Below are 25,540 nucleotides of genomic sequence, written 5' to 3' on the forward strand. Positions count from 1 at the left end.
AGGTTGTTATTAGCACCCAAATAGGAGTTAATACCTCTTATGTGCTAAATTTTTGACCTAAGAGTACAAGGGTTTGCCGTTACACAGCCTCAACCAATCAGGGATTCTCCGGTGAAGTTCATAAAGCGTTTATTATTTTTAACATTGATTTGCATAATTCTTGGAGTCACCACAATTTTTGGCTTCTATCAGTACGTGAAGCCTGAATTGCCAGATGTTGCAACCCTAAAAGATGTTGAATTACAAACACCTATGCAGGTTTTTAGTCAAGATGGGAAACTGATCGCACAGTTTGGCGAGAAGCGCCGAATTCCTGTTACCTACGACGAAATTCCGCAAGATTTGATTCACGCGCTGATTGCGACCGAAGATAGCCGCTTTTATGAGCACCCTGGTATCGATCCAATCGGTATTACTCGTGCTGCTGTTGTGGTGGCGTTATCTGGTTCTGCAAAACAAGGTGCGAGTACCATCACTCAACAGCTAGCGCGTAACTTCTTCTTATCTAATGAGAAGAAAATCATGCGTAAAGTGAAAGAGATCTTCATTGCGATTCACATTGAGCAGTTGTTGACAAAACAAGAGATCATGGAGCTATACGTTAACAAGATTTTCCTTGGCTACCGCTCTTACGGTTTTGGTGCAGCAGCTCAGGTTTATTTCGGTAAGAGTTTGAATGAACTGACTCTCAGCGAGATTGCTACGTTAGCAGGTATGCCAAAAGCGCCATCAACCATGAACCCACTTTACTCACTAGAGCGAGCGACAAAGCGTCGTAATGTGGTGTTGATGCGTATGCTGGATGAGAAATACATCACTCAAGCGCAATACGATGAAGCACGCTCAGAGCCAATTGTGGCACGCTACCATAGCGCTGAAATCGAACTGTCTGCCCCATACGTCGCAGAACTAGCACGTTCTTGGGCAGTAAAAGAATACGGTGCAGACAAAGCGTATACGTCTGGTTTGAACATTTACATGACGGTAGATTCCAAGCTTCAAGACGCAGCAAACAAAGCATCCATCAACAATATCCTTGCTTACGATGAACGTCACGGCTATCGCGGAGCAGAGAAAGTACTGTGGAAACAAGGCGAACCTGCTTGGGATACAGAGCAGATTGAGAAGCATCTGAAGAAGCAGCCAACATATGGTCAACTTTATCCAGCGGTTGTGACCAAAGTAGACGGTAAAACGGCACAAGTTTGGGTGAAAAACAACGACGAACAAACTCTCGCTTGGACAGGCATGAGCTGGGCTCGTAAGTTCCTGACTGATGAACGCCAAGGCGCAGCACCAAAATCAGCGCAAGAGATCCTAGAAGTAGGCCAGCAAGTTTGGGTTCGCGAAGTCAGCACAACTGACAAAGATGGCAACACCATCAACAATTGGAAGTTGAGCCAAGTGCCAAATGCAAACACCGCGTTTGTCGCAATGAACCCAGAAAATGGTGCGGTACTTTCTCTCGTTGGTGGTTTTAACTTCGTCCATAGCAAATTTAACCGTGCGACCATGTCGGTCCGTCAGGTAGGTTCAAGTATTAAGCCTTTCATCTACTCTGCTGCGATCAATAAAGGTCTAACGCTGGCATCATTAGTTAACGATGCTCCAATCAACAAATGGGATGCAGGTTCTGGTTCGGCATGGCGTCCGAAGAACTCACCACCGACATACATTGGTCCTACTCGTCTACGTATCGGTTTAGCACAATCGAAAAACGTAATGGCGGTGCGCACTTTGCGTGAAGTAGGCTTAGATGCGACTCGCGAATACCTGACTCGCTTTGGTTTTGATATCAACGAAGTGCCGCGTTCAGAGACTATTGCGCTTGGTGCGGGTAGCTTAACGCCGATGAAAGTAGCACAAGGTTACTCGGTCTTTGCCAACGGTGGTTACTATGTTGAACCATTCTACATTGACCACGTTGAAGACTCTTTCGGTGAAGTGCTATTTAAAGCCAATCCAAAAGTTATCTGTCAGCATGATTGCCCTCAAATGGAGCAAGAAGCGCCAGTTGAAGATAAGTTTGCCGCAGAGTTTGGCGAGCAAGATATCGCAATGGATGAGCCAACATCAGACAACGCATTAGAAGACGATACACCACAATATGCGAAGCAAGTTATCTCAGCACAAAACGCATTCTTAATGCGTGAGATGATGTACAGCAACATTTGGGGCGGCGGTAGCTGGCGTGATGGTACCGGTTGGAACGGCACAGGTTGGCGCGCTCAGAAACTCGAACGCCGCGATATTGGCGGTAAGACCGGTACAACCAACGATTCAAAAGATACATGGTATAACGGTTACGGTCCGGGCATTGTCGCTATTGCATGGGTTGGCTTTGACGATCACTCCCGCACTCTAGGTCGAACGACTGTGAACAGCAACCTTGGTAAAGGGCAGATTTCTGGTGCGGAATCGGGGGCGAAGACAGCTGAGCCAGCTTGGATTGATTTCATGCGCGTCGCACTTGAAGGTACGCCTCAAAAAGCGAAAAACATCCCAGAAGATATCGTCCGTGTTCGTATTGATCGTGATAGCGGTCTTCTGACTCATAAAGTCGATGGTTCATCCATGTTCGAATATTTTGAGAAAGGAACTGAGCCAACTGAGTACGTCGGTAACAGTTTAGAAGACAGTATCTATTCAGGTGCTGGTAGCGGCTCAGAAGAGTTGTTCTAACAACCACTCATCAGATAAAACAAAAAAGGGAGCCATTGGGCTCCCTTTTCCTATATTAACTTGCGCTTAAGCGGCAATAGAGTCTTCCTGAGCCTCTAGTACCCCTTTAATCGTTGCAGCCAAGGTTTCGAAGCGAGCACGCAGTGGAGAGCCCGGACGATAAACTAAAACAATGCTGCGCGAAGGTGTTGGATTAATCGCAGGGACATAACAGACACCATCCTTCTTCTTCTCATGCGGTACAGATAACTGTGGTAATAACGTGATACCTGCGCCCGCCGCAACCATATTACGTAATGTTTCTAGGCTGGTGGCTTTAAAGCGCTCGTCATCTTTTGCTCCTGCAGCAAAGCAAAAACCAAGCGCTTGGTCGCGTAGGCAGTGACCATCTCCTAGCGCCAAAACGGTTCGCCCATTAAGATCCAACATGTCTATATGGTCTAAACCAGCCCATTCGTGATCGCAAGGTACAGCAACACTCAACGGCTCGTTATAGACTTCAATCTCTTTAAACGGAGCTGTTTCATCAACTGACGCTAGAACAAGACAATCAAGCTTACCTTCTTCCAACTGACGTACCAGTTGGTGGGTTTGAGCCTCATGTAAAAACAATTCTAACTCAGGAAACTCTTCTTTCAGTCGAGGGACTATTTTGGGCAATAGGTAAGGACCAACGGTTGGAATAAAGCCAATGTGCATTGGACCGGTCATCGCACCGCTTTGACCGCTCGCCATATCTTTGAAAGTTTTCACTTCACTTAAGATGCGTTTTGCTTGCTCCACCAATTGCAAACCAGAATCAGTAAACAGCACTCGACGGCTGCTCCTTTCTAGTAAGGCTGTACCAAGTTCGTCTTCCAGTTTTCGAATCTGGCCACTTAAAGTTGGTTGGCTAACAAAACAGGCTTCTGCTGCTTTTCGAAAATGCTTGTGCTCCGCAAGCGCCACCAAGTACTCAAAATCTCGGATATTCATACGTACGATTCGCTTCTTGTTTGGCGATAGAAATAATCTATCAAAACCATAGCATTAAACGATTAGAGCTATCAAAGTTTTTTTTCAATAATGAGCTCAACAAAACGAAACTGAGCGACAAATAACGCTAAGCTCGAAAACGAATTATTTCATAAATTTAAAAAGGAAATCATCATGTTTGCATCAAAAGAAGGTCAAGCTGTACCACAAGTTACTTTTCCTGTTCGTAAAGGTGACGCATGGGTGAATGTAACCACGGATGAACTGTTTAAAGACAGAACGGTTATCGTATTCAGCTTGCCAGGTGCGTTTACTCCAACCTGTTCGTCAAGCCACCTACCTCGTTACAACGAGTTATTCTCAGTATTTAAAGAGCATGGTGTGGATGAGATTCTATGTGTATCAGTAAACGACACGTTTGTAATGAATGCATGGAAAGCTGACCAAGAAGCTGAAAACATCACTTTCATCCCAGATGGTAACGGTGAGTTCACAGATGGCATGGGTATGCTAGTAGACAAAAACGACATCGGCTTCGGCAAGCGTTCATGGCGTTACAGCATGCTAGTGAAAAACGGTGTGGTTGAGAAAATGTTTATTGAACCAAACGAACCAGGCGACCCGTTCAAAGTTTCTGATGCAGACACAATGATGAACTACGTAGCACCTGAGTACAAAACTCAAGAATCGATCACTGTGTTCACTAAACCAGGTTGCCCTTTCTGCATGAAAGCGAAACAAAATCTGATTGACCACGGTCTTCAATATGAAGAAGTGATTTTGGGTAAAGACGCAACAACAGTCAGTCTACGTGCAATTTCGGGTCGTACGACGGTTCCTCAAGTGTTCATCGGTGGTAAACACATCGGTGGTAGCGAAGAATTAGAAGCTTACCTAGGTTAATAATTTGCCTAATGGGCTTGGGTTGGCAATTTAGCTGTCCAGAACTCAGCCCTCAGTCTCCCGGAGCATCCCTCGCCCGGGAGACTACCCCCTCAATCACTTCCTATGCTTAGTCTTGATCACTGCTCTTCTTCGGACTATCAAGATTAATGAACTCAAATTCACTCTTCTAAACTTAGTCATCTCAACTCAGTTTGGACAAAACGAGAATCCATTATGAAACAGTTAAATGTTGACGTAGCAATCATTGGTGGTGGTACAGCAGGTCTTGGTGCATACCGCGCAGCAAAAGCGCACACAGACAGTGTTGTGATGATCGAAGGTGGTCCTTACGGCACAACATGTGCTCGTGTAGGTTGTATGCCCTCAAAACTTTTGATCGCTGCAGCAGAAAGCGTACATCAAATCGAGAAAGCACCAGGTTTCGGCGTGCACCCACAAGGCGAGATTTACATTAACGGTCGTGAAGTAATGGATCGAGTAAAGCGAGAACGTGACCGCTTTGTTGGCTTTGTGTTGGAAGGCGTCGATGAGATCCCTGCTGAAGATAAAGTTTCAGGCTATGCCAAGTTTATTGATGACAATACGCTAGTCGTTAATGACCACACTCAGATCACCGCAAAGCGCATTGTGATCGCAACAGGCTCACGTCCAGCATACCCAGCGGTATGGAATGAGCTCGGCGATCGCCTAGTCATTAACGATGATGTATTCGATTGGGATGACTTGCCAGAATCCGTTGCAGTATTTGGTCCAGGTGTCATTGGTCTTGAATTGGGTCAAGCGCTGCATCGTTTAGGAGTGAATGTGAAGCTATTTGGTCTTGGTGGTCAAGTAGGACCATTGACGGACCCTGAAGTGATGGCGTACGCCGATAAAGCATTCAAAGAAGAGTTTTACCTTGATGCCGATGTAAAAGTCGAAAGCATGAAACGTATTGCTTCGCCAGAAAATAACGGTGAAGATAAGGTCGAAATTCAGTTCATCAACCACGATGGTGAACTAGAAACCTTTATTGTCGATTACGTATTGGCAGCAACAGGTCGTCGCCCGAATGTGGATAAGCTCGCGATTGAAAACACCAGTGTGGCATTAGATGAGCGCGGCGTACCAACGGCGGATCACTATACATTGCAAACTTCGGTAGAGAGCATCTTCATCGCAGGTGATGCAAGTAACCAAATTCCACTGCTTCATGAAGCGGCAGACCAAGGTCGTATTGCTGGTGATAACGCTGGTCGCTTTCCTGATATTCGTGCAGGTTTGCGCCGCTCGCCTATTTCTGCTGTATTCTCTGATCCACAAATTGCCATGGTTGGTGAAACCTTTAAGCAATTGGAAGCACGTTTAGGCACCTGCGGCTGTTTCGCAACCGGAGAGGTCTCGTTTGAAAGCCAAGGTCGCTCACGAGTGATGCTACGCAATAAAGGCATATTGCATGTGTACGGAGAACAAGGCACCGGACGCTTCTTGGGCGCAGAAATGATGGGACCAAACGCCGAGCACTTAGCCCACCTGCTCGCTTGGGCACATCAAAATAAAATGACAGTTTCAGCAATGTTGGATATGCCGTTTTACCACCCAGTAATTGAAGAAGGCGTTCGCACCGCACTGCGAGATTTGAATGCAAAACTTCACTTAGGCCCAGAGACAATCAAGCACTGCCTAGACTGTGGTCCTGGTTGTTAATCCTGCCCTCATTATCCTTAACATCGATAAACAAAAAGCCTCGTCATAGACGAGGCTTTCTTCTTTCAGCTTTATCAATTCAAGAATCAATAGAGCTGTGGTTATGCAGTCATCATTGCATAGCGACTCACCAACACAATGGCTGTTAATCCAATCGTGAAAAAGCTACCCGCTAAACCAAGTGCTACTTTAAGTTCTGTCGACATTATTATTTTTCCTATTGTCAGGCTGACAGCGCACCATACATCAGTTACGTGCTACACAATTTTGACCAAGCTAATTTTTCATTTTTGGTTTGATAAGTGAGACTAAGAAACCAAGCAAAAACACTATCAAACAGGAGTTGAGGTTATAATCAGAAGCAAATAGATAGTTTGGGTAGAACAATGACTTGTCGAAGTTGCCAAGAGCATTGGTTTTGGAAAAAAATCGGGCGTTGTCAGCGATGCATGGATCAACTTACCGTGCTCTCTGTCTTATGTTGGATCGTATGGTGGTTTGCATTTAAAGATGATCCACAAAGCATCGAGTCGATCGCACTGATCTTTGCGGGCTTTGCGTTTAATGGTCTGCTGTTTTTACACCTCTGGATGCGCTTCGTTATTCTGCCGTGGCAGCGCCGCCATAGAAAACAAAATAAAGATGATCATCATCCAGATGACAGATAGAAAAAAGCCCCAAAACCAATACCGGTCTTGGGGCTCTCTTAGATTCTTCTAAGAAAAAGCAGTGGTACTTTAATAGACCGGGCTTCCTCTCAAAGGTTCCAAATTTTTTTCTGATTTTTTTAGTATTTTCTTAAATACTAGTAGAATCATTAACCTAGGCTACATTACTTTTCTGGATCAATTGTTCGAACAAGTTGATCTCCAGTGCAACTTCATCACATGCATGCTGACGTGGGCACTGATCGCAATCTTTCAGTACTTTCTCTGGCAGCAATGACTTCGACGTTGGCAAGAAGCTTTGCTTCATAAAGAACTCTGGCGTACGTGTCAGCACAAAGACTTTCTTAATAGCCATCTGGCGCGCCTTCTCAACCAGATAGTTCACAATCGCACTGCCCTGCCCTTGACCTTGCCAACCCGCTTCAATACCTAAAGAGCGAATCTCTGCTAAGCCTGAGTCATAGACATACAAAGACGCACAACCAGTGACTTCTCCGTGGTGCTCGGCAACCGCGAAAGAACCAATGTCACGTACCAACTCATTACGTGAGCGTGGTAGATTCTCACCCATATTTGCCCAGTACGCCACCATGCCTTCCAGTGTCTCAATATCCGTCAGACGTGCTGGACGTACTTTGACTGCTGAAGTGTCACGTTGAGATAGACGCTTGTCTGCTTGGTCGACAGCATAAGCCACTTGCTGCGGCGACACGCCGCCAAGCGCACAACGTTTCTCAAGGCATGAATCGATGGTCAAGATGTCATACACATCCGCCTCAATCACTTCAGAGAAAGATTTCAATTCTTCAATCGACAACTCTTCTAACGCACAGCCTTTGGCAATTGCACCAACCACAGCAACACCGACGATATGGTGCGCTTCACGGAATGGGATGCCTTTCGCCACTAGGTAATCCGCCAGCTCAGTTGAGTTTGCGTAACCTTGCTTCGCCGCTTCTAACGTACGCTCGCCATTAACCTTAATGCCATCGAAACACAATGCTGCCATTTCCATACAGTCATTCCATGTATCAAGCGCATCGAACAGACCTTCTTTGTCTTCTTGCATGTCTTTGTTGTAAGCCAGTGGCAGCGCTTTCACCGTCATCATCATGCCAGCAAGCGCGCCGTATACACGACCTGTCTTGCCACGAATAAGCTCTAATGCATCTGGGTTTTTCTTTTGTGGCATCAACGAAGAGCCTGACGTCACGGTATCGGCTAGTTCAATAAAGTTAGACTCACCCGAGTTGTAGAAGATCATGTCTTCTGCCAAGCGAGATAGGTGCAACATCGAAATAGATGCCACAGACATCAGCTCCATCACATGGTCACGGTCAGAAACCGAGTCTAGCGAGTTACGTGTCGCACGGTGGAAACCAAGGTTGTGAGCCAGCTCTTCACGGTCGATAGGGTAAGCGGTCCCCGCAAGCGCACCCGAGCCGAGTGGACACGTATCCAAACGCTTTAGCGCATCGTTCAGACGTGAGTAATCACGCTCAAACATTTCAACATAAGCCAAGCACCAGTGAGCAAACGTCACAGGCTGAGCACGTTGTAAGTGCGTATAACCAGGAAGAACAGTACCTTGATGCTGCTTAGCAACACCAACCATTTGAGTTTGTAGGCGATCAAGTGCAATCAACAGTTGTTGGCCTTGCTGACGACACCAAAGCTTGAGATCGGTTGCAACTTGGTCGTTACGAGAACGTCCCGTGTGTAGCTTTTTACCTAGGTCACCAACTTTATTGATCAGTTGCTGCTCGACCCAAGAGTGGATATCTTCAGCGTCTGAACGTAAGATTTGATGTGGGTCTTCCATCACTTCAAGCTTGAGTTCATTTAGTGCTAGCTCAAGCTTTTGTTGTTCATCTGCAGATAACACGTCAACAGACAGCAATGCTTTAGACCACGCAATTGAGCCTACGATGTCTTGCTCAGCCAATCGGTAATCGAAACGCAACGAATCGTTGAAGTCTTTAAATCTGGTATCTGCCGCTTGGGTAAATCTTCCGCCCCATAATGCCATTGCGTCTCTCCTGATGACTATTGCTTACGCTAACGTGTTATTCATTAAGTGTTGACCAAATCGGTGGTCATTTGCTCACTTTTTCTTATGCCTCAACGTTACGATAATCGTAGACAAAAATAAAGTAGAAATTCAATATTTCTACATATTTATTCATGACTATTTTATCTTTATGCCAATAAGGTCAGCAAAAACCAAAAAGACCTGCCAATAGTGGCAGGTCTCTTATCTTATAAGACGTTAAATTGGCTTATTTTTTCTGGCTGTTCAGCGCACGGATACGGCTTGATAGTGAGTAAAGACGGATAAAGCCTTCAGCATGGCTTTGGTCATAAACTTCATCTTCACCAAAAGTAGCAAACTCTTCAGAGTACAAACTGTTATCCGAACGTTTTTGCGTTACCGTTGCGTGACCTTTGTAAAGCTTCACAACCACTTCGCCATTCACGTCTTGCGCGAGCTCTTCAGAAGCCGCAAGAATAGACTTGCACAGCGGCGTGAACCAACGACCATCATAAACAAGGTGCGATGCTTTCAGACCAAGCTCCTCGCGGAATTCAAATGACGCTTTATCCAGCACCAGTTGCTCTACCGCACGCAGTGCTTCCATCATGATGGTGCCCCCCGGAGTTTCGTAACAACCACGAGACTTCATTCCCACTAGACGGTTTTCGACAATATCGATACGACCAACACCGTGCTTCGCACCTTTTTCGTTTAGGTAAACCAACGCGTTATATGGTGTCATCGCTTCACCGTCTACCTCAACAACTTCACCTTTCGCTACTTTTAACGTCACGGTTTCTGCTTCATTCGGTGCTTGCTCTGGGTCTACAGTCCAAGCCCAGCAATCTTCATTTGGCGCGTTCCATGTATCTTCTAGAACGCCACCTTCAGTAGAAATGTGCCATGCGTTCGCATCACGCGAGTAAATCTTAGTAAGAGATGCTGAACAAGGAATGTTACGCTCTGCTAGGTAATCTAAGCACTCTTCACGGCTCACTAGATCCCATTCACGCCAAGGCGCAATAACATGCAGATCTGGTGCTAGTGCTGCAAATGCACCTTCAAAACGTACTTGGTCATTACCTTTACCTGTACAACCATGGCACAGAGCGTCTGCGCCCACTTTACGTGCAACTTCAACCTGCGCTTTGGCAATGATTGGACGCGCCATTGATGTACCTAGTAAGTATTTACCTTCGTAGTAAGCACCGGTTTTTAGCGTAGGGTAAATGTAATCCGCTACCATTTCTTCTTTCAGATCAGCGATGTAACATTCAGAAGCACCAGAAGCTTTTGCTTTCGCTTCAATACCTTCTAGCTCCTCTGCACCTTGACCAACATCGGCAACGAAAGCTACTACTTCACAGTCGTAGTTCTCTTTTAGCCACGGGATGATTACTGAAGTATCTAGACCGCCTGAGTATGCGACTACCACTTTATTTACGTTCACTTTGCTCATGTTTTTTCTCCAAACTTAACTGGCGCTGCTCTCGGCGGTCAGTGCCAACCACTTCCTAATGTTCAATTCTTTAACTGGTTTGCTTCTGCTCTATTGCGGCAGAAATTGCGTTCCGATACTTTCACCCGCGAATAGCTGGGTCAGTTTCTCTGGGTAACGCCATGTCGCAACTTCGATAGGACGACCAAGATCATTGGCAGCCTCCAAAGCGGCTTTAACTTTGACGATCATACCGTCGGTGATCACTTGCCCTTTGATCAATGCATCGGCTTCTTGCTCGGATAGCGTTTTGATCAGGTGACCTTTGCCATCGAGTACACCGCTAACATCAGACAGAAGTACTAACTCCGCATCTAACGCACCGGCCACTGCAACAGCGGCTTGGTCAGCATTCACATTCATCATCTGACCTTTTTCAGTCAGACCAATTGAGCTGATGATCGGCAATGCGTCTGCGTTTAGCACCGCTTGTAATAGGGTTGAATCACCCGGTGATGCTTTACCTACTGCGCCTAGCTCTGGGTCCAGCTCTTCAACATGACATAGCCCACCATCAGCGAGACTAAGACCTACAGCGTTTAGACCATCCGCAATCGCTTGACCTTGAAGCAATTTGTTTGCTGTACCCGCAAGCGCACCTGCAATCACAGGAATTTGCTCATAAGGCGTTACGCGAAGACCGTTTTTCTTAACGGTTTCAAGCTGAAGCTTTGCCATCAATTCATCAACTAGGTAGCCACCGCCATGAACGATGGCGATTTGTCGCTGTGCCGACTTTTGGTAAGCCGCAATGGCACCAAACAGTTGGCTTAAGGTTTGAGTGCAAGATAGGGCTGCACCACCGAGCTTAATGACTAAAGGAGCTTGATTGGTTTGCGTCATCGCATTTCCCTCTTTCAACGACTACAGCAACGCTGTCAGTTCTGGGTAACCGTAATGAATATTGAGACATTGCATCGCTTGACTCGATGCACCTTTAAGTAGGTTGTCGATCGCCGAAATCACAATGATGTGTTCGCCTTGTACCTTCCAGCCGATATCACAAAAAGGCGTATTTTCGACATCCTGAATACGTGGAATACCGTCACCTTTAAGGCGAACCGCTGGCTTGCCTTGGTAAGCTTGTTCAAACGCTTGTACCACTTGTGCTTCCGTCACACCTTGTGCCAATTTCATCGTGATAGTGGCAAGAATGCCGCGTTTGAAGTTGCCTAGGTGTGGAGTAAAAATCACATCGCAACCTAAATGCTGAGCAATCTCTGGTTGATGACGATGGTTAAAGACACCGTAAGGTTGCAAGCTCACTTCGCAGAAGCTGTTAACCATGGAAGCTTTACGCCCTGCACCTGATACACCACTGGTTGCATTAATCACAGGCCATTGGTTGGTATCCAGTAATGCGTGTTCTAATAAAGGTTTGATTGCAAGCTGTGAAGCGGTTGGGTAGCAACCTGCCACTGCAATCAAAGGAGTGGTTTTTATTGATTCTTGGTTCCACTCTGCTAAGCCGTATGCTGCTTTATCTAGCCAGTTGTTATATTGATGTTCGAAGCCATAAAAGGTGTCGTAGAAGCCTTCGCTTTTCACACGAAATGCACCAGATAAATCGAATACCTGACATCCCGCCTCTAAGAAGATAGGAGCTAAGTCATGGCTCACTTCATGTGCCGTTGCCAGAAAGACCACATCAGACACTTGAGCAACTTGCTCAGGGTCAGTCAGTGGTGAAACTGGCATATCAATCACACCCGCTAGCTTGCCGTGCAATTGAGCAATATTCTTTCCTGCATCTACGCTATTGGCGGAAACGTATAAACCTGATAGCGTGAGTTCAGGGTGTTTGTTGACCATTAAAGCCAACTCTGCGCCGGTGTAGCCGCTGGCTCCGATAATCGTGGTTTTTAGCATTACATGACATCCATATACTTAAGGCTCAAAATGACTATTCATATTTAATTTTTGCTTTATTTTGATTTTTTATTCATTAAATATGATTTAATATGTGTTTTACATTTTTGTGCTCTGTCTGTCAATAGGAGAATTGAAGAATCCATGCAATTACCAAGTTTTCTAGAGGTCTATGAAGGACTGATCAGTACCTCTTCGATCAGCTCAACCGATCCAAGTTGGGATCAAGGCAATGCCAAAGTGATCGAGAAGCTAGCTTCTTGGTTTAAAGATCTTGGCTTCAGTGTTGAAGTGATCGAAGTGGAGCCAGGCAAACACAATATGATTGCACGTATGGGTGAAGGTGAAGGCGGTCTACTTCTCGCAGGTCACAGCGACACAGTGCCATTTGATGAAGGACGTTGGAGTTTTGACCCACATAAGCTGACCGAAAAAGACAACCGCTTTTACGGTTTGGGTACTGCTGATATGAAAGGCTTCTTTGCCTTTATTTATGAAGCGGTAAAGAAAATCGACTGGAGTAAGCAAACCAAGCCGCTTTATGTATTGGCGACCTGTGATGAAGAAACCACCATGCTAGGTGCCCGTCATTTCACTGAGAATGCGCCTTTTAAGCCGGATTACTGCATCATTGGCGAACCCACCAGCCTCGTACCAATTCGAGGTCATAAAGGGCATGTGGCAAATGCCATTCGCGTAACAGGCAAGTCCGGTCATTCGTCTGATCCTGCGCTCGGCATCAACGCAATTGAAATAATGCATGAAGTCATGTTTGCCATGATGCAACTGCGCGACAAATTGGTTAAAGAGTATCACCATCCGGGTTTTGCTATTCCAAGCCCTACCCTAAACCTTGGTCATATCCATGGTGGTGACAGCGCAAACCGTATTTGCGGTTGCTGTGAACTGCATTATGACGTTCGTCCTCTTCCTGGCATTAGCCTTGATGGTTTAGAGAACATGCTGCGCGGAGCATTGAAAGAAGTCGAAGCGAAATGGCCAGGGCGATTAGAAATTATTCCCCTGCACGAGCCAATTCCGGGTTACGAATGTCAACACGATCACCCATTTATTGGTGGTGTTGAAGAGATCTGTCAAACCAGCTCAGAAACCGTCAACTACTGTACTGAAGCGCCATTTCTGCAGCAACTGTGTCCAACCTTAGTTCTAGGTCCCGGTTCAATTGATCAAGCTCATCAACCAGATGAGTTCCTCTCTTTCGACTTTATCGACCCAACCATCGACGTGTTATCACGTGCGATGGTGAAATATTGTTGTTAGTCGCATTCTGTACTTTCCTCACAATGCAGCTCGATTGAGCTGCATTTTGTTATCTTCGCCACTATTCTTCTAGCACGCTATATCCTTCTTTAAGCGGCAATTTTGTAATTAATTTTCACTTCGAGTGGCATAAGCTGACCTAATTTTGCTCTAAATCAGGTCAGCAGCGGAATAATTGCAAACTTACTCTGCTTTATTTGACTAGAACTGGTTATTTTCGCTAGATTGGAGTCTTAACAAGGACAATGGATGTAGTTTTTTTACGAGGCAGGATGACAATGAACGAGAAATACGCCGCACTTAAAAGCAATGTGCGCATGTTGGGCCACCTTCTGGGTAACACGATTCGTGATGCTCATGGCGAAGAAATCTTCGAGAAAGTGGAAACCATTCGTAAATTATCCAAATCGGCTCAAGCTGGAAATAACGCTGACAGAGAAAGCTTAATAGAAGAAATTAAAAGCTTACCAGATGAGCAATTGACGCCAGTGACCCGCGCGTTCAACCAATTTCTAAACCTGACCAATATTGCTGAGCAATACCACACCATTTCACGCCATTGTGAAGAGCATATCTGCGAACCTGACGCAATTAATTCGCTGTTCTCAAAACTAGTGCAAAATGATGTGAGTAAGCTAGACACGGCACAAGCGGTTCGCGATCTGAACATTGAGTTAGTTCTGACTGCGCACCCAACCGAAATCACTCGTCGCACTATGATCAACAAGCTTGTAAAGATCAACGAGTGTCTATCTAAGCTAGAGCTGAGCGACCTCTCTTTCAAAGAGCGTAAGAAAACTGAACGCCGTCTTGAGCAGCTGATCGTTCAAAGCTGGCACTCTGACGTTATTCGTCAACAGCGCCCGACACCGCTTGATGAAGCCAAATGGGGCTTTGCTGTAGTAGAAAACTCACTATGGGAAGCCGTACCTGACTTCTTACGTGAAATGAACGACCGTCTAAAATCATACCTTGGCGAAGGTCTACCGATTGATGCTCGCCCTGTGCACTTCTCATCTTGGATGGGTGGTGACCGCGACGGTAACCCATTTGTAACTCACAGCGTAACTCGTGAAGTACTGCTTCTGTCTCGTTGGAAAGCTGCAGACCTATACCTCAACGACATCAACGAACTGATCAGCGAACTGTCAATGACAGTGTGTAACGACAAAGTTCGAGAGCTTGCGGGTGAAGATCAACACGAACCATACCGTGCGATCCTTAAACAGCTACGTTCGCTACTGAACGAAACAAAAGACATTCTCGACGCAAAAGTTCACGGTCAGAAACTGGCAGTCAAAGCGCCGCTACAAAAAGTAGAGCAGCTTTGGGAACCACTTTACGCGTGTTACCAATCACTAAACGAATGTGGCATGGGCGTGATTGCTAACGGCTCACTGCTGGATACGCTACGCCGTGTTAAAGCATTCGGTATCCACCTAGTTCGTCTCGATATCCGTCAAGAAAGTACGCGTCATGCCGACGTTCTATCTGAACTGACTCGTTACCTAGGTATTGGAGACTACGAACAGTGGAGCGAGCAAGATAAGGTAGCTTTCCTAACTAACGAACTCGCATCTAAGCGCCCTCTTCTGCCTCGTGACTGGGAACCATCGGAACCAGTTAAAGAGGTTTTGGATACCTGTAAGATTGTTGCAGCACAACCTCGCGAAGCATTCGGTGCTTACGTTATCTCAATGGCGCGTACCGCTTCTGACGTACTTGCCGTACACCTACTACTTCAAGAAGCAGGTTGCCCTTACCGCATGGACGTTTGTCCTCTGTTCGAAACGCTAGACGATTTGAACAACGCAGAAGCGGTAATCAAGCAGCTAATGGGTATCGACCTATACCGCGGCTTTATCCAAAACCACCAAATGGTGATGATCGGCTACTCTGACTCTGCAAAAGACGCAGGCGTAATGTCAGCAGGTTGGGCGCAATACCATGCGATGGACTCACTGGTTAAGGTTGCAGAAGAAGAAGGTGTAGAACTCACACTATTCCACGGTCGTGGCGGTACAATTGGTCGTGGTGGTGCGCCAGCACATGCTGCACTACTATCTCAGCCACCTAAGAGTCTGAAAGGCGGCCTGCGCGTAACAGAGCAAGGCGAAATGATCCGCTTTAAGTTGGGTCTACCTGATGTAGCAGTTAATAGCTTCAACCTGTACGCTAGTGCAATCCTTGAAGCAAACCTACTGCCGCCACCAGAGCCTAAGCAAGAGTGGCGTGACCTAATGGACGTCTTGTCAGAAGTAAGCTGCGAAGCATACCGTAGTGTAGTTCGTGGCGAGCCAGATTTCGTGCCTTACTTCCGCCAAGCAACACCGGAGCTTGAGCTAGGTAAACTGCCACTTGGTTCACGACCAGCGAAACGTAATCCAAACGGTGGCGTAGAAAGCTTGCGTGCGATTCCATGGATCTTCTCTTGGAGCCAAAACCGCTTGGTTCTGCCAGCATGGTTAGGCGCAGGTGAGGCTATTCAGTACTCTGTCGACAAAGGTCACCAGGCGCTACTGGAAGAGATGTGTCGTGAATGGCCGTTCTTCTCTACTCGTCTAGGCATGCTTGAGATGGTGTACACCAAGTGCAACATGGAAATCTCTCGCTACTATGATCAACGCCTAGTGGAGAATCAACTTCTACCATTAGGTGATCGACTACGTGAGCAACTCCAGCGTGATATCAAGTCGGTACTAAACGTAGAGAACAACGAGAACCTAATGCAAAGCGACCCTTGGGGTCTAGAATCTATTCGCCTACGTAACATCTACGTTGAGCCATTGAACATGCTTCAAGCCGAGTTGCTATACCGAACTCGTCAAACTGAAGAAGCTTCTGCCAATTTAGAAGAAGCATTGATGGTGACGATTGCAGGTATTGCGGCAGGCATGCGTAATACAGGTTAATCTGATTACATAAAGTTGACTAAAAGGCTGAGCGAAATCTCAGCCTTTATTGTTATTCACTAATCACTTCCACTATTCGAACAATGCCGACCTAGATTATTAATCCAAATAGAAAACAAAAAGTCTCTACACAACAAGATATTTCACTACCAAAAAACACTATTGAGTATTTTATTAGTTTTTTTGGGTAATTTTGTCCTACTATTCCACTTCATGCTTATTATTTATATACTACTTGCCTGCTGGAAGCTCACAAGTCCAATCAAATAGGCTCCAGCTCGGTGGAAACACCATCACTCTAGGTGATAAACGGCTTTAAGGTGACAGGACCAACATTGTTGGTGCTATCTACACATAAAAAACTCAAGCGTCATTAAGAACGCAAATGAAAGTGTAGCTAGCTTGTTTACAAGTTTATTGACCATTTGGATTGAAGACATGTCATTACCACACGTAATTCTAACTGTACTTAGCACTCGCGACGCTACCGGTTACGACATCACTAAAGAATTCTCAGCTAGCATCGGTTACTTCTGGAAAGCAAGCCATCAACAAGTTTATCGTGAACTTAACAAGATGGCTGAGAAAGAGCTGGTTACTTGCGTACTAGAACCTCAAGAAGGCAAACCAGATCGTAAGGTTTACTCAATCACTGACGCAGGTCGTAGCGCATTGGGCGAGTGGTTCGATCAACCAACTGCACACCCAACTGTACGCGACGAATTCTCTGCTAAGCTAATGGCTTGTGCCGTGCAGCCAGCAGCACCGTACCGTGACCAGCTTTCTGAACTTGTAGAAGAGTCTCGTAAGCTCGTTTCTCACTACAAAGAAATCGAAGCAGCGTACTACGCAACGCCATCAACACTAGACAAGCAAGCACGTCTAGAGCGTCTAACACTTCGTCGTAACCTAATGCTACGTGAAGCTTGGATTAACTGGGCAGAAGAAGTACTAACAGAACTTGAAGTGATCGGCTAATTCGTCACTTTAAATGAAACGAAAAAGGCTTGCCGATGGGCAAGCCTTTTGTTTATCTGGGGAAGGGGCATTAAGCCCCTACTGCAACTTGTGGACGAACACCTAGAGTGTGGCAAAGTGCATAAGTCATCTCTGCACGGTTCAATGTGTAGAAGTGAAAATCTTTTACACCTTCACGGCTTAATACACGAACCATATCAATTGCTTGGCTTGCACCAACCAGCTGACGCGTCACGGGATCATCATCCAAACCTTCAAACTGCTTGCTCATCCAACCTGGTACTTTCACATTATTCTGCGCCGCAAAGCGAGATGCTTGTTTGAAGTTCGATACTGGCAAGATACCCGGCACAATTTCGACATCAATACCAGCCGCTACACAACGGTCACGGAAGCGCAGGTAAGACTCCACATCAAAGAAGAACTGAGTAATCGCGCGGTTTGCACCTGCGTCAACTTTACGCTTTAGATTCAGCAGATCCGATTGAGCACTTTTCGCTTCAGGGTGAACTTCTGGGAATGCCGCTACTGAGATATCGAAATCGTGGCGCGCTTTAAGCAGTTCTACCAAATCCGATGCGTACATATCTGGCGCACCACCACCCGGTGGAATATCACCACGTAGCGCTACGATGTTTTTGATACCGTTATTCCAGTAATCGTCAGCAATGTCGATCAATTCATCACGAGTTGCGTCGATACACGTTAGGTGAGGCGCAGCCACAAGACCTGTTGCCGCTTTGATTTCTTTAATGATCGAATGGGTTCTGTCACGCTCGCCTGAGTTTGCGCCGTATGTGACAGAAACGAATTTTGGTTGAAGAGTTTTAAGACGATGCACTGAGTTCCACAGTGTTTCTTCCATCTTCTCACTGCTTGGTGGAAAAAACTCAAATGAGACGTTGATGTTGTCTGATAGTTCAGCGATATTCTGGTTTAAGGCATCGATGTGCCCTGCATGCGTGTATCCCATCTTACTCTCCCTGTGGCAACTCCACCACGAAATCAAAATTCCTCAAATCGACGTTTAGACGTCTATATGTCTACAGAATGTATTGAATGCGATTTAATGTCAACCTTGTGATTATGAATTTTTCTCAAGTTCATAATGAGGATAGTTCAAGTTCCTTTATGACCAATCCCTAGCCGAACTTCCCAATTCAGTATGGCATTATCTAAATAATAAAAAACCCCGGAGATAGTCCGAGGTTTTGTTGTTGTTCGCAAAAATTGTTTCGGTGAAATTTAAAACAAACCAGCTAGGCGATTAAGGTCAGATTGAATCGCACCAGCCGTGACTTCACGACCAGCACCTGGACCTCGAATAACCAATGGATTGTCTTTGTACCACTTACTCTCAATAGCAAAGATATTGTCACACGGTAGTAAGTTTGCCAGTGCATGTTCACGTGATAATGCTTCAACACCCACCGTTGCTTTGCCATTACGCTCTAAACGCGCGACATAACGCAACACTTGGTCATTTTTCTGAGCCTTGGTTAGACGCTCTTGTAGAATCTCACTTAGAATATCACCTTGGTCAAAGAATGCGTCTAGGCTCAGTTCTCGCAACTCTTCTGGTACAAGTGATTCCACTTTCACACTCTCTGGTTCAATACTCAAACCAGATTCACGAGCCAAGATAACCAACTTACGCATCACGTCAGAGCCATCTAAATCAGAGCGAGGGTCAGGCTCTGTCAAACCTTGTTGCCATGCCAAATCGACCAGTTCAGCAAACGGCACTGAGCCATCAAACTGCTGGAATAACCAAGATAGCGTACCGGAGAAAATACCCGATAGTGCGACGACATCATCACCGCTTTCACGCAAGTCTCGAACAGTATGGTTGATCGGTAACCCTGCACCAACCGTAGCGTTGTAAAGCCAATGACGACCAATTTTAGCAAAGGCGTCTTGTACTTGGTGGTAATATTGACTGTCCGCCGAGCCTGCCACTTTGTTCGCTGAAATCAAGTGAATACCTTGCTGCGCAATTTCCACATAACGTGTCGCCAACTCTTTACTCGCCGTGACATCAAGTACGACTGCTTCATCGAAGTTTTGTATCGCGCCGAGCTTCGTCAACCAGTTGCCATCATTCTCGATGCTTTCATCATCAAAGCGCTGAGCAACTGTTGCTGCATCAATCCCGTTTTCATCAAACCAATACGTTTGACTATCAACAACCGCTACTAAATCAAAGCTCATACCATGGCGTTTTTCGAGCTCTTCTTTTTGCTCTGCAAACAGCGATAACCAACTTGAGCCAATGTTACCTTTACCACACAACGCAACCGCTACACACTTTTGGGCTTGAAACAACTGACTATGAATGCATTGTACCAACTCTTCGACTTCTGCACGGCGTAGTACTGCTACCAAGCTCAAACCTGATTCCGTCTCTGAAATAAACTCAACAGGCGCATGCTTAAGTTGTTGATAGAAGCCAAAACAGTGATTTGCATTTTTCGTCACTCCGGCACCAACAGCCGCTAAAAGTGAGTAACCCTCTTTAAGCTTGATTTCTGCTTCAACGGCTAACTCTTGTAGATAAGTTAATGCACCGCCAGCAATCTCTGCGGTATACGCCAAACGCAAAGTTTGCTGATCTTGTTGTGCTTCAAATGCTAATGGTTCCAATTGAGCACGCTTTAAAGCTTGCAGAACTTCTTTCTGCGCTCGCTCAAAATCATGACCATGAATAAAAGACAGTTGAACCAACAACACTTCATCAAGAGACGTAATGATTTTAGCACCGCGACCTGAAGCCAATACGCGCTCAATACGCGTTGAGCCTGATTCAGGTTGATAGCTGCATTTGAGGTTCAAATCCATCGTGCTTTGAGCAACTGGCTGTAGCGTACGACTGTGCAGCACTGGCGCAGCCAAACGCGCAAGTTCACTCGCCTCATCTAAACGCAGCAGCGGCAACAAGCAAGCATCCGACACTAAACGTGGGTCTGCACTGTAAACGCCAGCAACATCACTCCAAATGGTCACTGTGTTTACCTCAGCCAATGCACCAATCACCGTTGCTGAATAGTCTGAGCCGTTACGCCCCAACAGTACTGTTTCACCCACTTCATTTTGCGCCATAAAGCCTGTAATGATGACACGCTTGTGGCTATGTTGAGTTAACGCCTCTTTGATGAGTGCATAAGAGCGAGCTCGGTCGACTTCTGGCTGCGTTCCAGCTTCTGCGCGTAAAAAGGCGCGAGAATCTTGCGCTACCGCTGGAAGATCCTGTTGTGATAACAGTGCAGCCAGTAAGCGTGACGACCATACTTCACCATGCCCAAGCACTGCTGCTTTTTGCGCTTCCGTAAGTGGCGCAGTTAACTCAGCTAAGGTACTGAATTCATCTTGAAGAGAAGCAAGCACTTGCGTTTGCGCTTCTCCTTCTAATAAAGCTTCAACTAACTCCGTCTGGAACAGTCGCAAGTTTTGTAGCGCTTCGTGTGCGATGCGACCGTCTTTATCTAGCCCTTCTAAAAACTCGATCAAGCGGTTAGTGGTTTTCCCTGCAGCCGATACCACCACCAAATCATTTTCTGCTGAATACTCTTTAAGAATACCCACCACACGTTGGTAACATTCTGGGTTCGCTAAGCTGCTACCACCAAATTTATGCAGCTGACGTTGTACAGTCATGACCTTACCTCTCCCAATTACTGTGTAGCTTTCACAAATGCTTGCTCAAGATCAGCAATCAGATCTTGGGCATCCTCTAAGCCAACAGATAAGCGCAGTAACTGTTGAGAAACACCAGCTTCAGCCAGAGCTTCTTCACCCATCGCACGATGCGTCATTGACGCAGGGTGACAAATCAAGCTTTCTACACCACCTAGCGACTCAGCAAGAGAGAAGAGTTCAAGTTCTTTAACAAACACTTTTAGCTGCTCAAATGAGCCAGCAAACTCAAAGCTCAGCATAGAACCAAAACCCGATTGTTGCTTCTTCGCGATGTCATGGCCTGGATGCTCTGGCAAACTTGGATGATAAATCTTCGCTACCAAAGATTGCGTTTGCAAATACGCCAACACTTGCTGAGAGCTTTCTTCATGAACTCGCATTCGCGCACCCAGCGTACGAATTCCTCGAAGAGTCATGTAACTGTCGAATGGCGTACCCGTTGCACCAATGCAGTTACCCCACCATGCTAACTCTTCAGCATGCTCTTCGCTCTTAGTGATCACCACACCACCAATCACGTCAGAGTGACCATTAATGTATTTCGTTGTTGAGTGGATAACAAAATCCGCACCAAGCTCCAAAGGCTTTTGGTACACAGGTGTCAAAAAGGTATTGTCCACCGCAACTAAAGCGCCAACTTGTTTTGCCTTCTCACACACAGCCGCAATATCAACAACACGTACGAGTGGGTTTGACGGAGTTTCTAACAAGATAAGCTTTGGCTTTTTCGCAATCGCCGCATCCAACGCTTGCTGATCCGACTGGTCAACAAACTGCACTTTAAAGTCGCCTTTGTTGGCGCGAGTATTGAACAGACGATACGTACCGCCGTAGCAATCATGCGGTGCAACAATTAAGTCATCAGGTCCAAGAAACGCCGATACCCAAAGGTTTAGTGCCGATGTGCCGCAGTTAGTGACAACCGCTCCTTTACCTGACTCAAGTTCGTACAATGCTTTTTCTAACAAGCCTCGGTTTGGGTTACCAGAACGTGTGTAATCGTATTGTGGAACTTCACCAAACGCGGGGAAGCCGTAGTTAGTAGAAAGGTAGATTGGTGGTACAACAGCGTGATATTGACTGTCTGACTCGATACCAGTGCGTACAGCAATGGTCGCAGGCTTACGGGTGCTCATGGGTGTATCCTTTCACGGGTGGTGACATCTAAATGGGAATGCGCTATATCTAGCTTGTATTGCTCAATTGATTAACACTCTTCCCTAACTATTAACCTCACTTTACTTGTCTAAAAATAAGACGTCAACACTTCTAGACGTCTATATGTCTTTGCTTATGGCAGTAAATGCAGCTAAAATCAGCACCTATATTTATTTTTCTAACTTATTACATTAATGAAGGTGCGCAATGGCTGACTGGAATGGCGAATACATTAGCCCGTATGCTGAGCACGGTAAAAAAAGCGAACAAGTAAAAAAGATTACCGTCTCTATCCCGCTAAAAGTTTTAAAAGTGCTGACTGATGAGCGAACTCGCCGCCAGATCAACAACTTACGCCATGCGACTAACAGTGAGCTACTATGTGAAGCATTCCTACATGCTTACACAGGGCAACCACTGCCAACTGATGAAGACCTTCGTAAAGACCGCCCAGATGATATTCCTACAGAAGCGAAAGCGCTGATGACGGCAATGGGCATCGAATTCGAAGCGTTTGACGAAGAATAATTGCTTACAAATTCGTCAACACGATGAGGCTGTACCGGGGACAGTTTCAGACCAAACTAAAAAGGGACGCCATCGCGTCCCTTTTCTTTGCTGTCAGAAATGACTTTGGCTTACTCCGCCATGTAGTTTTCTGGCATCTCAATACGCGCTACACCTGAATTAACCGCAGCTTGAGCAACCGCTTTTGCTACGCGTGGTAGTAGACGTGGATCCATTGGTTTTGGAATGATGTAATCAGAGCCAAACTCTAGCTTGTCTACGCCAGCTGCCTTCAATACAGCTTCTGGTACTGGCTCTTTTGCCAATTCACGAATCGCATCGACTGCCGCAAGCTTCATTTCATCATTAATTTCACTCGCACGAACATCCAATGCACCACGGAAGATGAATGGGAAACACAGAACGTTGTTTACCTGGTTCGGGTAGTCGCTACGACCCGTGCCCATGATCAAGTCATCACGCACTTCGTGAGCCAATTCTGGTTTGATTTCAGGATCTGGGTTTGAACATGCGAACACAACAGGCTTATCTGCCATCAGCTTCAATGCTTCTGCAGGTAGTAAATTTGGACCTGATACACCCAAGAACAGATCCGCACCTTCAATCACGTCTTCCAGCGTACGCTTATCTGTGTTGTTTGCGAATAACTGTTTGTATTCGTTTAGGTCGTCACGACGTGTATGGATCACCCCTTTACGATCCAGCATGTAGATCTTCTCACGCATTGCGCCACATTTGATCAACAGCTCCATACATGCCACTGCCGCAGCACCAGCACCAAGACAAACGATGGTTGATTCTTCTAGCTTCTTACCTTGCAGCTCAATTGCGTTCAGCATACCCGCAGCCGTTACGATTGCAGTGCCGTGTTGGTCATCGTGGAATACAGGTACATCACAGCGTTCGATAAGGCGCTTTTCAATCTCAAAACAATCAGGCGCTTTGATATCTTCTAGGTTAATACCACCGAAAGTATCTGCAATGTTTGCTACTGTGTCGACAAATTCGTCGATCGTGCGGTGTTTCACTTCGATATCAATTGAATCTAGACCAGCAAAGCGTTTGAACAACAGCGCTTTACCTTCCATTACTGGTTTAGAAGCTAGCGGACCAAGGTTACCAAGACCAAGAATAGCCGTGCCGTTAGAGATAACCGCAACCATGTTGCCTTTCGCCGTGTACTTGTACACGTTGTCGGCATTTTGTGCGATTTCGCGTACAGGCTCTGCAACACCAGGGCTGTATGCCAGAGCAAGATCGTTAGCAGTTTCAGCTGGCTTAGTCAGCTCTACTGCGATTTTGCCTGGGGTTGGGCACGCATGGTAGTCCAGTGCTTGTTGGCGGCGTTCTTCTTCTGGGGTGACTTCTTGGCGATTGTCTTCAGACATGGATCGTTTCTCTTTTGTTATTTTTTCGGTAAGGGGGAATAAATTCTAAAGGATAGAAGTCAATCTTCATAGGCAAGATTGCGAGCGATATCCTTAAAAAAGGTAATAATGTAAGAGATTAGACCAGATATCTATGATTGGCACCTGATAGACAGATCAGGTGCACTTTTAATCACTTTCTTTCAGCGAGAAAACAGCGAAATATAATCTCACTCTTCATCAACGTATTGCGCTTGTAGGTAGTTTTCGATACCAGACATTTCGATCAAGCCCAGTTGCGTTTCAAGCCAATCGACGTGCTCTTCTTCGTCTTCAAGAATATCTTGGAAAAGGTCGCGTGATACATAATCACGGATATCCTCCGCATAAGCGATCGCATCTTTTAGATCTGGGATTGCTGCCATTTCGAGCTTCAAATCGCACTCAAGCATTTCTTTGGTATCTTCCCCGATCATCAATTTACCGAGATCTTGCAAATTAGGTAAGCCTTCTAGAAACAGGATACGTTCGATTAGATGATCAGCGTGCTTCATTTCATCGATCGACTCGTGGTACTCCTTGTCGGCGAGGTGTTTTAAGCCCCAGTCCTTGTACATACGAGCATGCAGAAAATATTGATTGATAGCGACGAGCTCGTTGCCGAGCACTTTATTGAGATGTTGGATTATGATTGGATCGCCTTTCATGACAAAGCCCTCCTCTTTGGCTTCATTTAAATGTAGAAGCAAATGAGAAGGTGTCAAAAAGGCTTAGCTAATAATTAGCTAGCTTGTTTCAGTGTTAGGTATTCTGTTTCCGCTAAAATCTCTTTGGCTTGTTTAATGCACTTACCACATTGGCTGCCCAAAGCAGTACATCGTTTAATTCCTTTTATGTCTGTTACGCCTTCATCTATCGCCAACTTCCTAATTTTCTTGTCAGAGACACCATGGCAAAGACAAACGTACATATTCAAAACCTTTAAATTTCACTTTGGAATGAAATATAAACAAGAATCGTTCTTGTTACCAGTTGTATTGAGGTGAATTACAGAACGTTTTGTTATAACGGTCTGGACCGCTTTGGCATTTTTCAGTGACTTAGCGGATAGCTAAAAAGAAGAGAAAATCGAGCAGAGCTAAGATCATGTTTTTAAAAAACAAAAAGCATAACTAAGAGTGATGGGCTTATAACCATATTGAAAAGAGGAATTGTAGATATAAAAAAGGGAAGCCTAAGCTTCCCTTTTTCTAGCGCTTTCTTCAAAAAGAAGAAGAGTGCAAGATTACGATTAATTCAGT

Annotated in this window: 19 protein-coding genes; 8 read left to right on the plus strand and 11 right to left on the minus strand. The window is 45.7% G+C overall.

Annotated features, from left to right (window positions below; all coding sequences use genetic code 11):
- The first annotated feature begins 111 nt into the window (after nucleotides 1-111).
- Nucleotides 112-2,682 carry a penicillin-binding protein 1A gene (locus VHA02S_RS16600; protein WP_038898115.1) on the plus strand — a complete coding sequence of 857 codons (2,571 nt, stop codon included), beginning with the start codon at nucleotides 112-114 and terminating at the stop codon, nucleotides 2,680-2,682.
- A 66-nt stretch (nucleotides 2,683-2,748) separates the two neighbouring features.
- On the opposite strand, the gene oxyR is transcribed toward VHA02S_RS16600, so the two are convergent.
- Nucleotides 2,749-3,657, minus strand: a complete 909-nt coding sequence (gene oxyR / locus VHA02S_RS16605; protein ID WP_005451495.1) for a DNA-binding transcriptional regulator OxyR — start codon at nucleotides 3,655-3,657, stop codon at nucleotides 2,749-2,751.
- 174 nt (nucleotides 3,658-3,831) lie between these two features.
- Between oxyR and VHA02S_RS16610 the strand changes: the two genes are divergently transcribed.
- The 3 genes from VHA02S_RS16610 (at nucleotide 3,832) to VHA02S_RS16620 (ending at nucleotide 6,917) form a co-directional block, all read left to right on the plus strand.
- Nucleotides 3,832-4,560 carry a redoxin family protein gene (locus VHA02S_RS16610; protein ID WP_005451494.1) on the plus strand — a complete coding sequence of 243 codons (729 nt, stop codon included), beginning with the start codon at nucleotides 3,832-3,834 and terminating at the stop codon, nucleotides 4,558-4,560.
- Nucleotides 4,561-4,776: 216 nt separating this feature from the next.
- Nucleotides 4,777-6,249: a dihydrolipoyl dehydrogenase gene (locus VHA02S_RS16615; protein WP_009702764.1), complete on the plus strand. Its 1,473-nt coding sequence runs from the start codon at nucleotides 4,777-4,779 to the stop codon at nucleotides 6,247-6,249.
- A gap of 386 nt (nucleotides 6,250-6,635) precedes the next feature.
- Entirely contained in the window at nucleotides 6,636-6,917 is a 282-nt protein-coding gene (locus VHA02S_RS16620; protein WP_026000384.1) for a DUF3624 domain-containing protein, read from the plus strand.
- A 154-nt stretch (nucleotides 6,918-7,071) separates the two neighbouring features.
- Here the strand turns inward: VHA02S_RS16620 and argH are convergent, their stop codons facing one another.
- From argH to argC, 4 genes are all read right to left on the minus strand, one after another.
- Nucleotides 7,072-8,946 (minus strand): argininosuccinate lyase, encoded by a 1,875-nt coding sequence (gene argH, locus VHA02S_RS16625; RefSeq protein WP_005432701.1) that lies wholly within the window; start codon nucleotides 8,944-8,946, stop codon nucleotides 7,072-7,074.
- A 250-nt stretch (nucleotides 8,947-9,196) separates the two neighbouring features.
- Entirely contained in the window at nucleotides 9,197-10,411 is a 1,215-nt protein-coding gene (locus VHA02S_RS16630; RefSeq protein WP_005451488.1) for an argininosuccinate synthase, read from the minus strand.
- 90 nt (nucleotides 10,412-10,501) lie between these two features.
- Nucleotides 10,502-11,293, minus strand: coding sequence for an acetylglutamate kinase (argB, locus tag VHA02S_RS16635; RefSeq protein WP_005451485.1), 792 nt, complete (start codon nucleotides 11,291-11,293; stop codon nucleotides 10,502-10,504).
- A 21-nt stretch (nucleotides 11,294-11,314) separates the two neighbouring features.
- On the minus strand, nucleotides 11,315-12,319 hold the full coding sequence (gene argC, locus VHA02S_RS16640) for an N-acetyl-gamma-glutamyl-phosphate reductase (RefSeq protein ID WP_009701791.1): 1,005 nt from the start codon (nucleotides 12,317-12,319) through the stop codon (nucleotides 11,315-11,317).
- Nucleotides 12,320-12,463: 144 nt separating this feature from the next.
- Here argC and argE point away from each other — a divergent pair, with 144 nt between their 5' ends.
- From argE to VHA02S_RS16655, 3 genes are all read left to right on the plus strand, one after another.
- Nucleotides 12,464-13,600, plus strand: coding sequence for an acetylornithine deacetylase (argE, locus tag VHA02S_RS16645; RefSeq protein ID WP_038898116.1), 1,137 nt, complete (start codon nucleotides 12,464-12,466; stop codon nucleotides 13,598-13,600).
- Between the two features lie 278 nt (nucleotides 13,601-13,878).
- On the plus strand, nucleotides 13,879-16,512 hold the full coding sequence (ppc, locus tag VHA02S_RS16650; protein WP_005451479.1) for a phosphoenolpyruvate carboxylase: 2,634 nt from the start codon (nucleotides 13,879-13,881) through the stop codon (nucleotides 16,510-16,512).
- Between the two features lie 438 nt (nucleotides 16,513-16,950).
- Entirely contained in the window at nucleotides 16,951-17,490 is a 540-nt protein-coding gene (locus VHA02S_RS16655) for a PadR family transcriptional regulator (RefSeq protein WP_005451477.1), read from the plus strand.
- Between the two features lie 70 nt (nucleotides 17,491-17,560).
- Here the strand turns inward: VHA02S_RS16655 and metF are convergent, their stop codons facing one another.
- From metF to VHA02S_RS16670, 3 genes are all read right to left on the minus strand, one after another.
- Nucleotides 17,561-18,463: a methylenetetrahydrofolate reductase gene (metF, locus tag VHA02S_RS16660; protein WP_005432740.1), complete on the minus strand. Its 903-nt coding sequence runs from the start codon at nucleotides 18,461-18,463 to the stop codon at nucleotides 17,561-17,563.
- Nucleotides 18,464-18,735: 272 nt separating this feature from the next.
- Nucleotides 18,736-21,144, minus strand: a complete 2,409-nt coding sequence (locus VHA02S_RS16665) for a bifunctional aspartate kinase/homoserine dehydrogenase II (RefSeq protein ID WP_038898117.1) — start codon at nucleotides 21,142-21,144, stop codon at nucleotides 18,736-18,738.
- A 17-nt stretch (nucleotides 21,145-21,161) separates the two neighbouring features.
- Nucleotides 21,162-22,322, minus strand: a complete 1,161-nt coding sequence (locus VHA02S_RS16670) for an O-succinylhomoserine (thiol)-lyase (RefSeq protein WP_038898118.1) — start codon at nucleotides 22,320-22,322, stop codon at nucleotides 21,162-21,164.
- A 229-nt stretch (nucleotides 22,323-22,551) separates the two neighbouring features.
- On the opposite strand from VHA02S_RS16670, the gene metJ reads away from it, so the two are divergent.
- A complete protein-coding gene (metJ, locus tag VHA02S_RS16675) occupies nucleotides 22,552-22,872 on the plus strand; it encodes a met regulon transcriptional regulator MetJ (protein WP_005432736.1) in 321 nt (106 codons plus the stop codon).
- Nucleotides 22,873-22,982: 110 nt separating this feature from the next.
- Here the strand turns inward: metJ and VHA02S_RS16680 are convergent, their stop codons facing one another.
- The 3 genes from VHA02S_RS16680 to VHA02S_RS16690 form a co-directional block, all read right to left on the minus strand.
- Complete coding sequence (locus VHA02S_RS16680) at nucleotides 22,983-24,260, minus strand: malic enzyme-like NAD(P)-binding protein (protein WP_038898119.1); 1,278 nt, start codon at nucleotides 24,258-24,260, stop codon at nucleotides 22,983-22,985.
- 209 nt (nucleotides 24,261-24,469) lie between these two features.
- Nucleotides 24,470-24,946 carry a bacterioferritin gene (bfr, locus tag VHA02S_RS16685; protein ID WP_005381359.1) on the minus strand — a complete coding sequence of 159 codons (477 nt, stop codon included), beginning with the start codon at nucleotides 24,944-24,946 and terminating at the stop codon, nucleotides 24,470-24,472.
- 74 nt (nucleotides 24,947-25,020) lie between these two features.
- Nucleotides 25,021-25,209 (minus strand): (2Fe-2S)-binding protein, encoded by a 189-nt coding sequence (locus VHA02S_RS16690; RefSeq protein WP_005451472.1) that lies wholly within the window; start codon nucleotides 25,207-25,209, stop codon nucleotides 25,021-25,023.
- Between the last annotated feature and the right edge of the window lie 331 nt (nucleotides 25,210-25,540).

The sequence above is a fragment of the Vibrio harveyi NBRC 15634 = ATCC 14126 = KCTC 12724 genome (assembly GCF_001591145.1).
Lineage (GTDB): Bacteria > Pseudomonadota > Gammaproteobacteria > Enterobacterales > Vibrionaceae > Vibrio > Vibrio harveyi.

Bases quoted from the DNA above. Each gene is read 5' to 3' on its own strand.
- oxyR (WP_005451495.1), bottom strand. From the start codon at position 3,657: ATGAATATCCGAGATTTTGAGTACTTGGTGGCGCTTGCGGAGCACAAG.
- VHA02S_RS16610 (WP_005451494.1), top strand. From the start codon at position 3,832: ATGTTTGCATCAAAAGAAGGTCAAGCTGTACCACAAGTTACTTTTCCT.
- VHA02S_RS16615 (WP_009702764.1), top strand. From the start codon at position 4,777: ATGAAACAGTTAAATGTTGACGTAGCAATCATTGGTGGTGGTACAGCA.
- VHA02S_RS16620 (WP_026000384.1), top strand. From the start codon at position 6,636: ATGACTTGTCGAAGTTGCCAAGAGCATTGGTTTTGGAAAAAAATCGGG.
- argH (WP_005432701.1), bottom strand. From the start codon at position 8,946: ATGGCATTATGGGGCGGAAGATTTACCCAAGCGGCAGATACCAGATTT.
- VHA02S_RS16630 (WP_005451488.1), bottom strand. From the start codon at position 10,411: ATGAGCAAAGTGAACGTAAATAAAGTGGTAGTCGCATACTCAGGCGGT.
- argB (WP_005451485.1), bottom strand. From the start codon at position 11,293: ATGACGCAAACCAATCAAGCTCCTTTAGTCATTAAGCTCGGTGGTGCA.
- argC (WP_009701791.1), bottom strand. From the start codon at position 12,319: ATGCTAAAAACCACGATTATCGGAGCCAGCGGCTACACCGGCGCAGAG.
- argE (WP_038898116.1), top strand. From the start codon at position 12,464: ATGCAATTACCAAGTTTTCTAGAGGTCTATGAAGGACTGATCAGTACC.
- ppc (WP_005451479.1), top strand. From the start codon at position 13,879: ATGAACGAGAAATACGCCGCACTTAAAAGCAATGTGCGCATGTTGGGC.
- VHA02S_RS16655 (WP_005451477.1), top strand. From the start codon at position 16,951: ATGTCATTACCACACGTAATTCTAACTGTACTTAGCACTCGCGACGCT.
- metF (WP_005432740.1), bottom strand. From the start codon at position 18,463: ATGGGATACACGCATGCAGGGCACATCGATGCCTTAAACCAGAATATC.
- VHA02S_RS16665 (WP_038898117.1), bottom strand. From the start codon at position 21,144: ATGACTGTACAACGTCAGCTGCATAAATTTGGTGGTAGCAGCTTAGCG.
- VHA02S_RS16670 (WP_038898118.1), bottom strand. From the start codon at position 22,322: ATGAGCACCCGTAAGCCTGCGACCATTGCTGTACGCACTGGTATCGAG.
- metJ (WP_005432736.1), top strand. From the start codon at position 22,552: ATGGCTGACTGGAATGGCGAATACATTAGCCCGTATGCTGAGCACGGT.
- VHA02S_RS16680 (WP_038898119.1), bottom strand. From the start codon at position 24,260: ATGTCTGAAGACAATCGCCAAGAAGTCACCCCAGAAGAAGAACGCCGC.
- bfr (WP_005381359.1), bottom strand. From the start codon at position 24,946: ATGAAAGGCGATCCAATCATAATCCAACATCTCAATAAAGTGCTCGGC.
- VHA02S_RS16690 (WP_005451472.1), bottom strand. From the start codon at position 25,209: ATGTACGTTTGTCTTTGCCATGGTGTCTCTGACAAGAAAATTAGGAAG.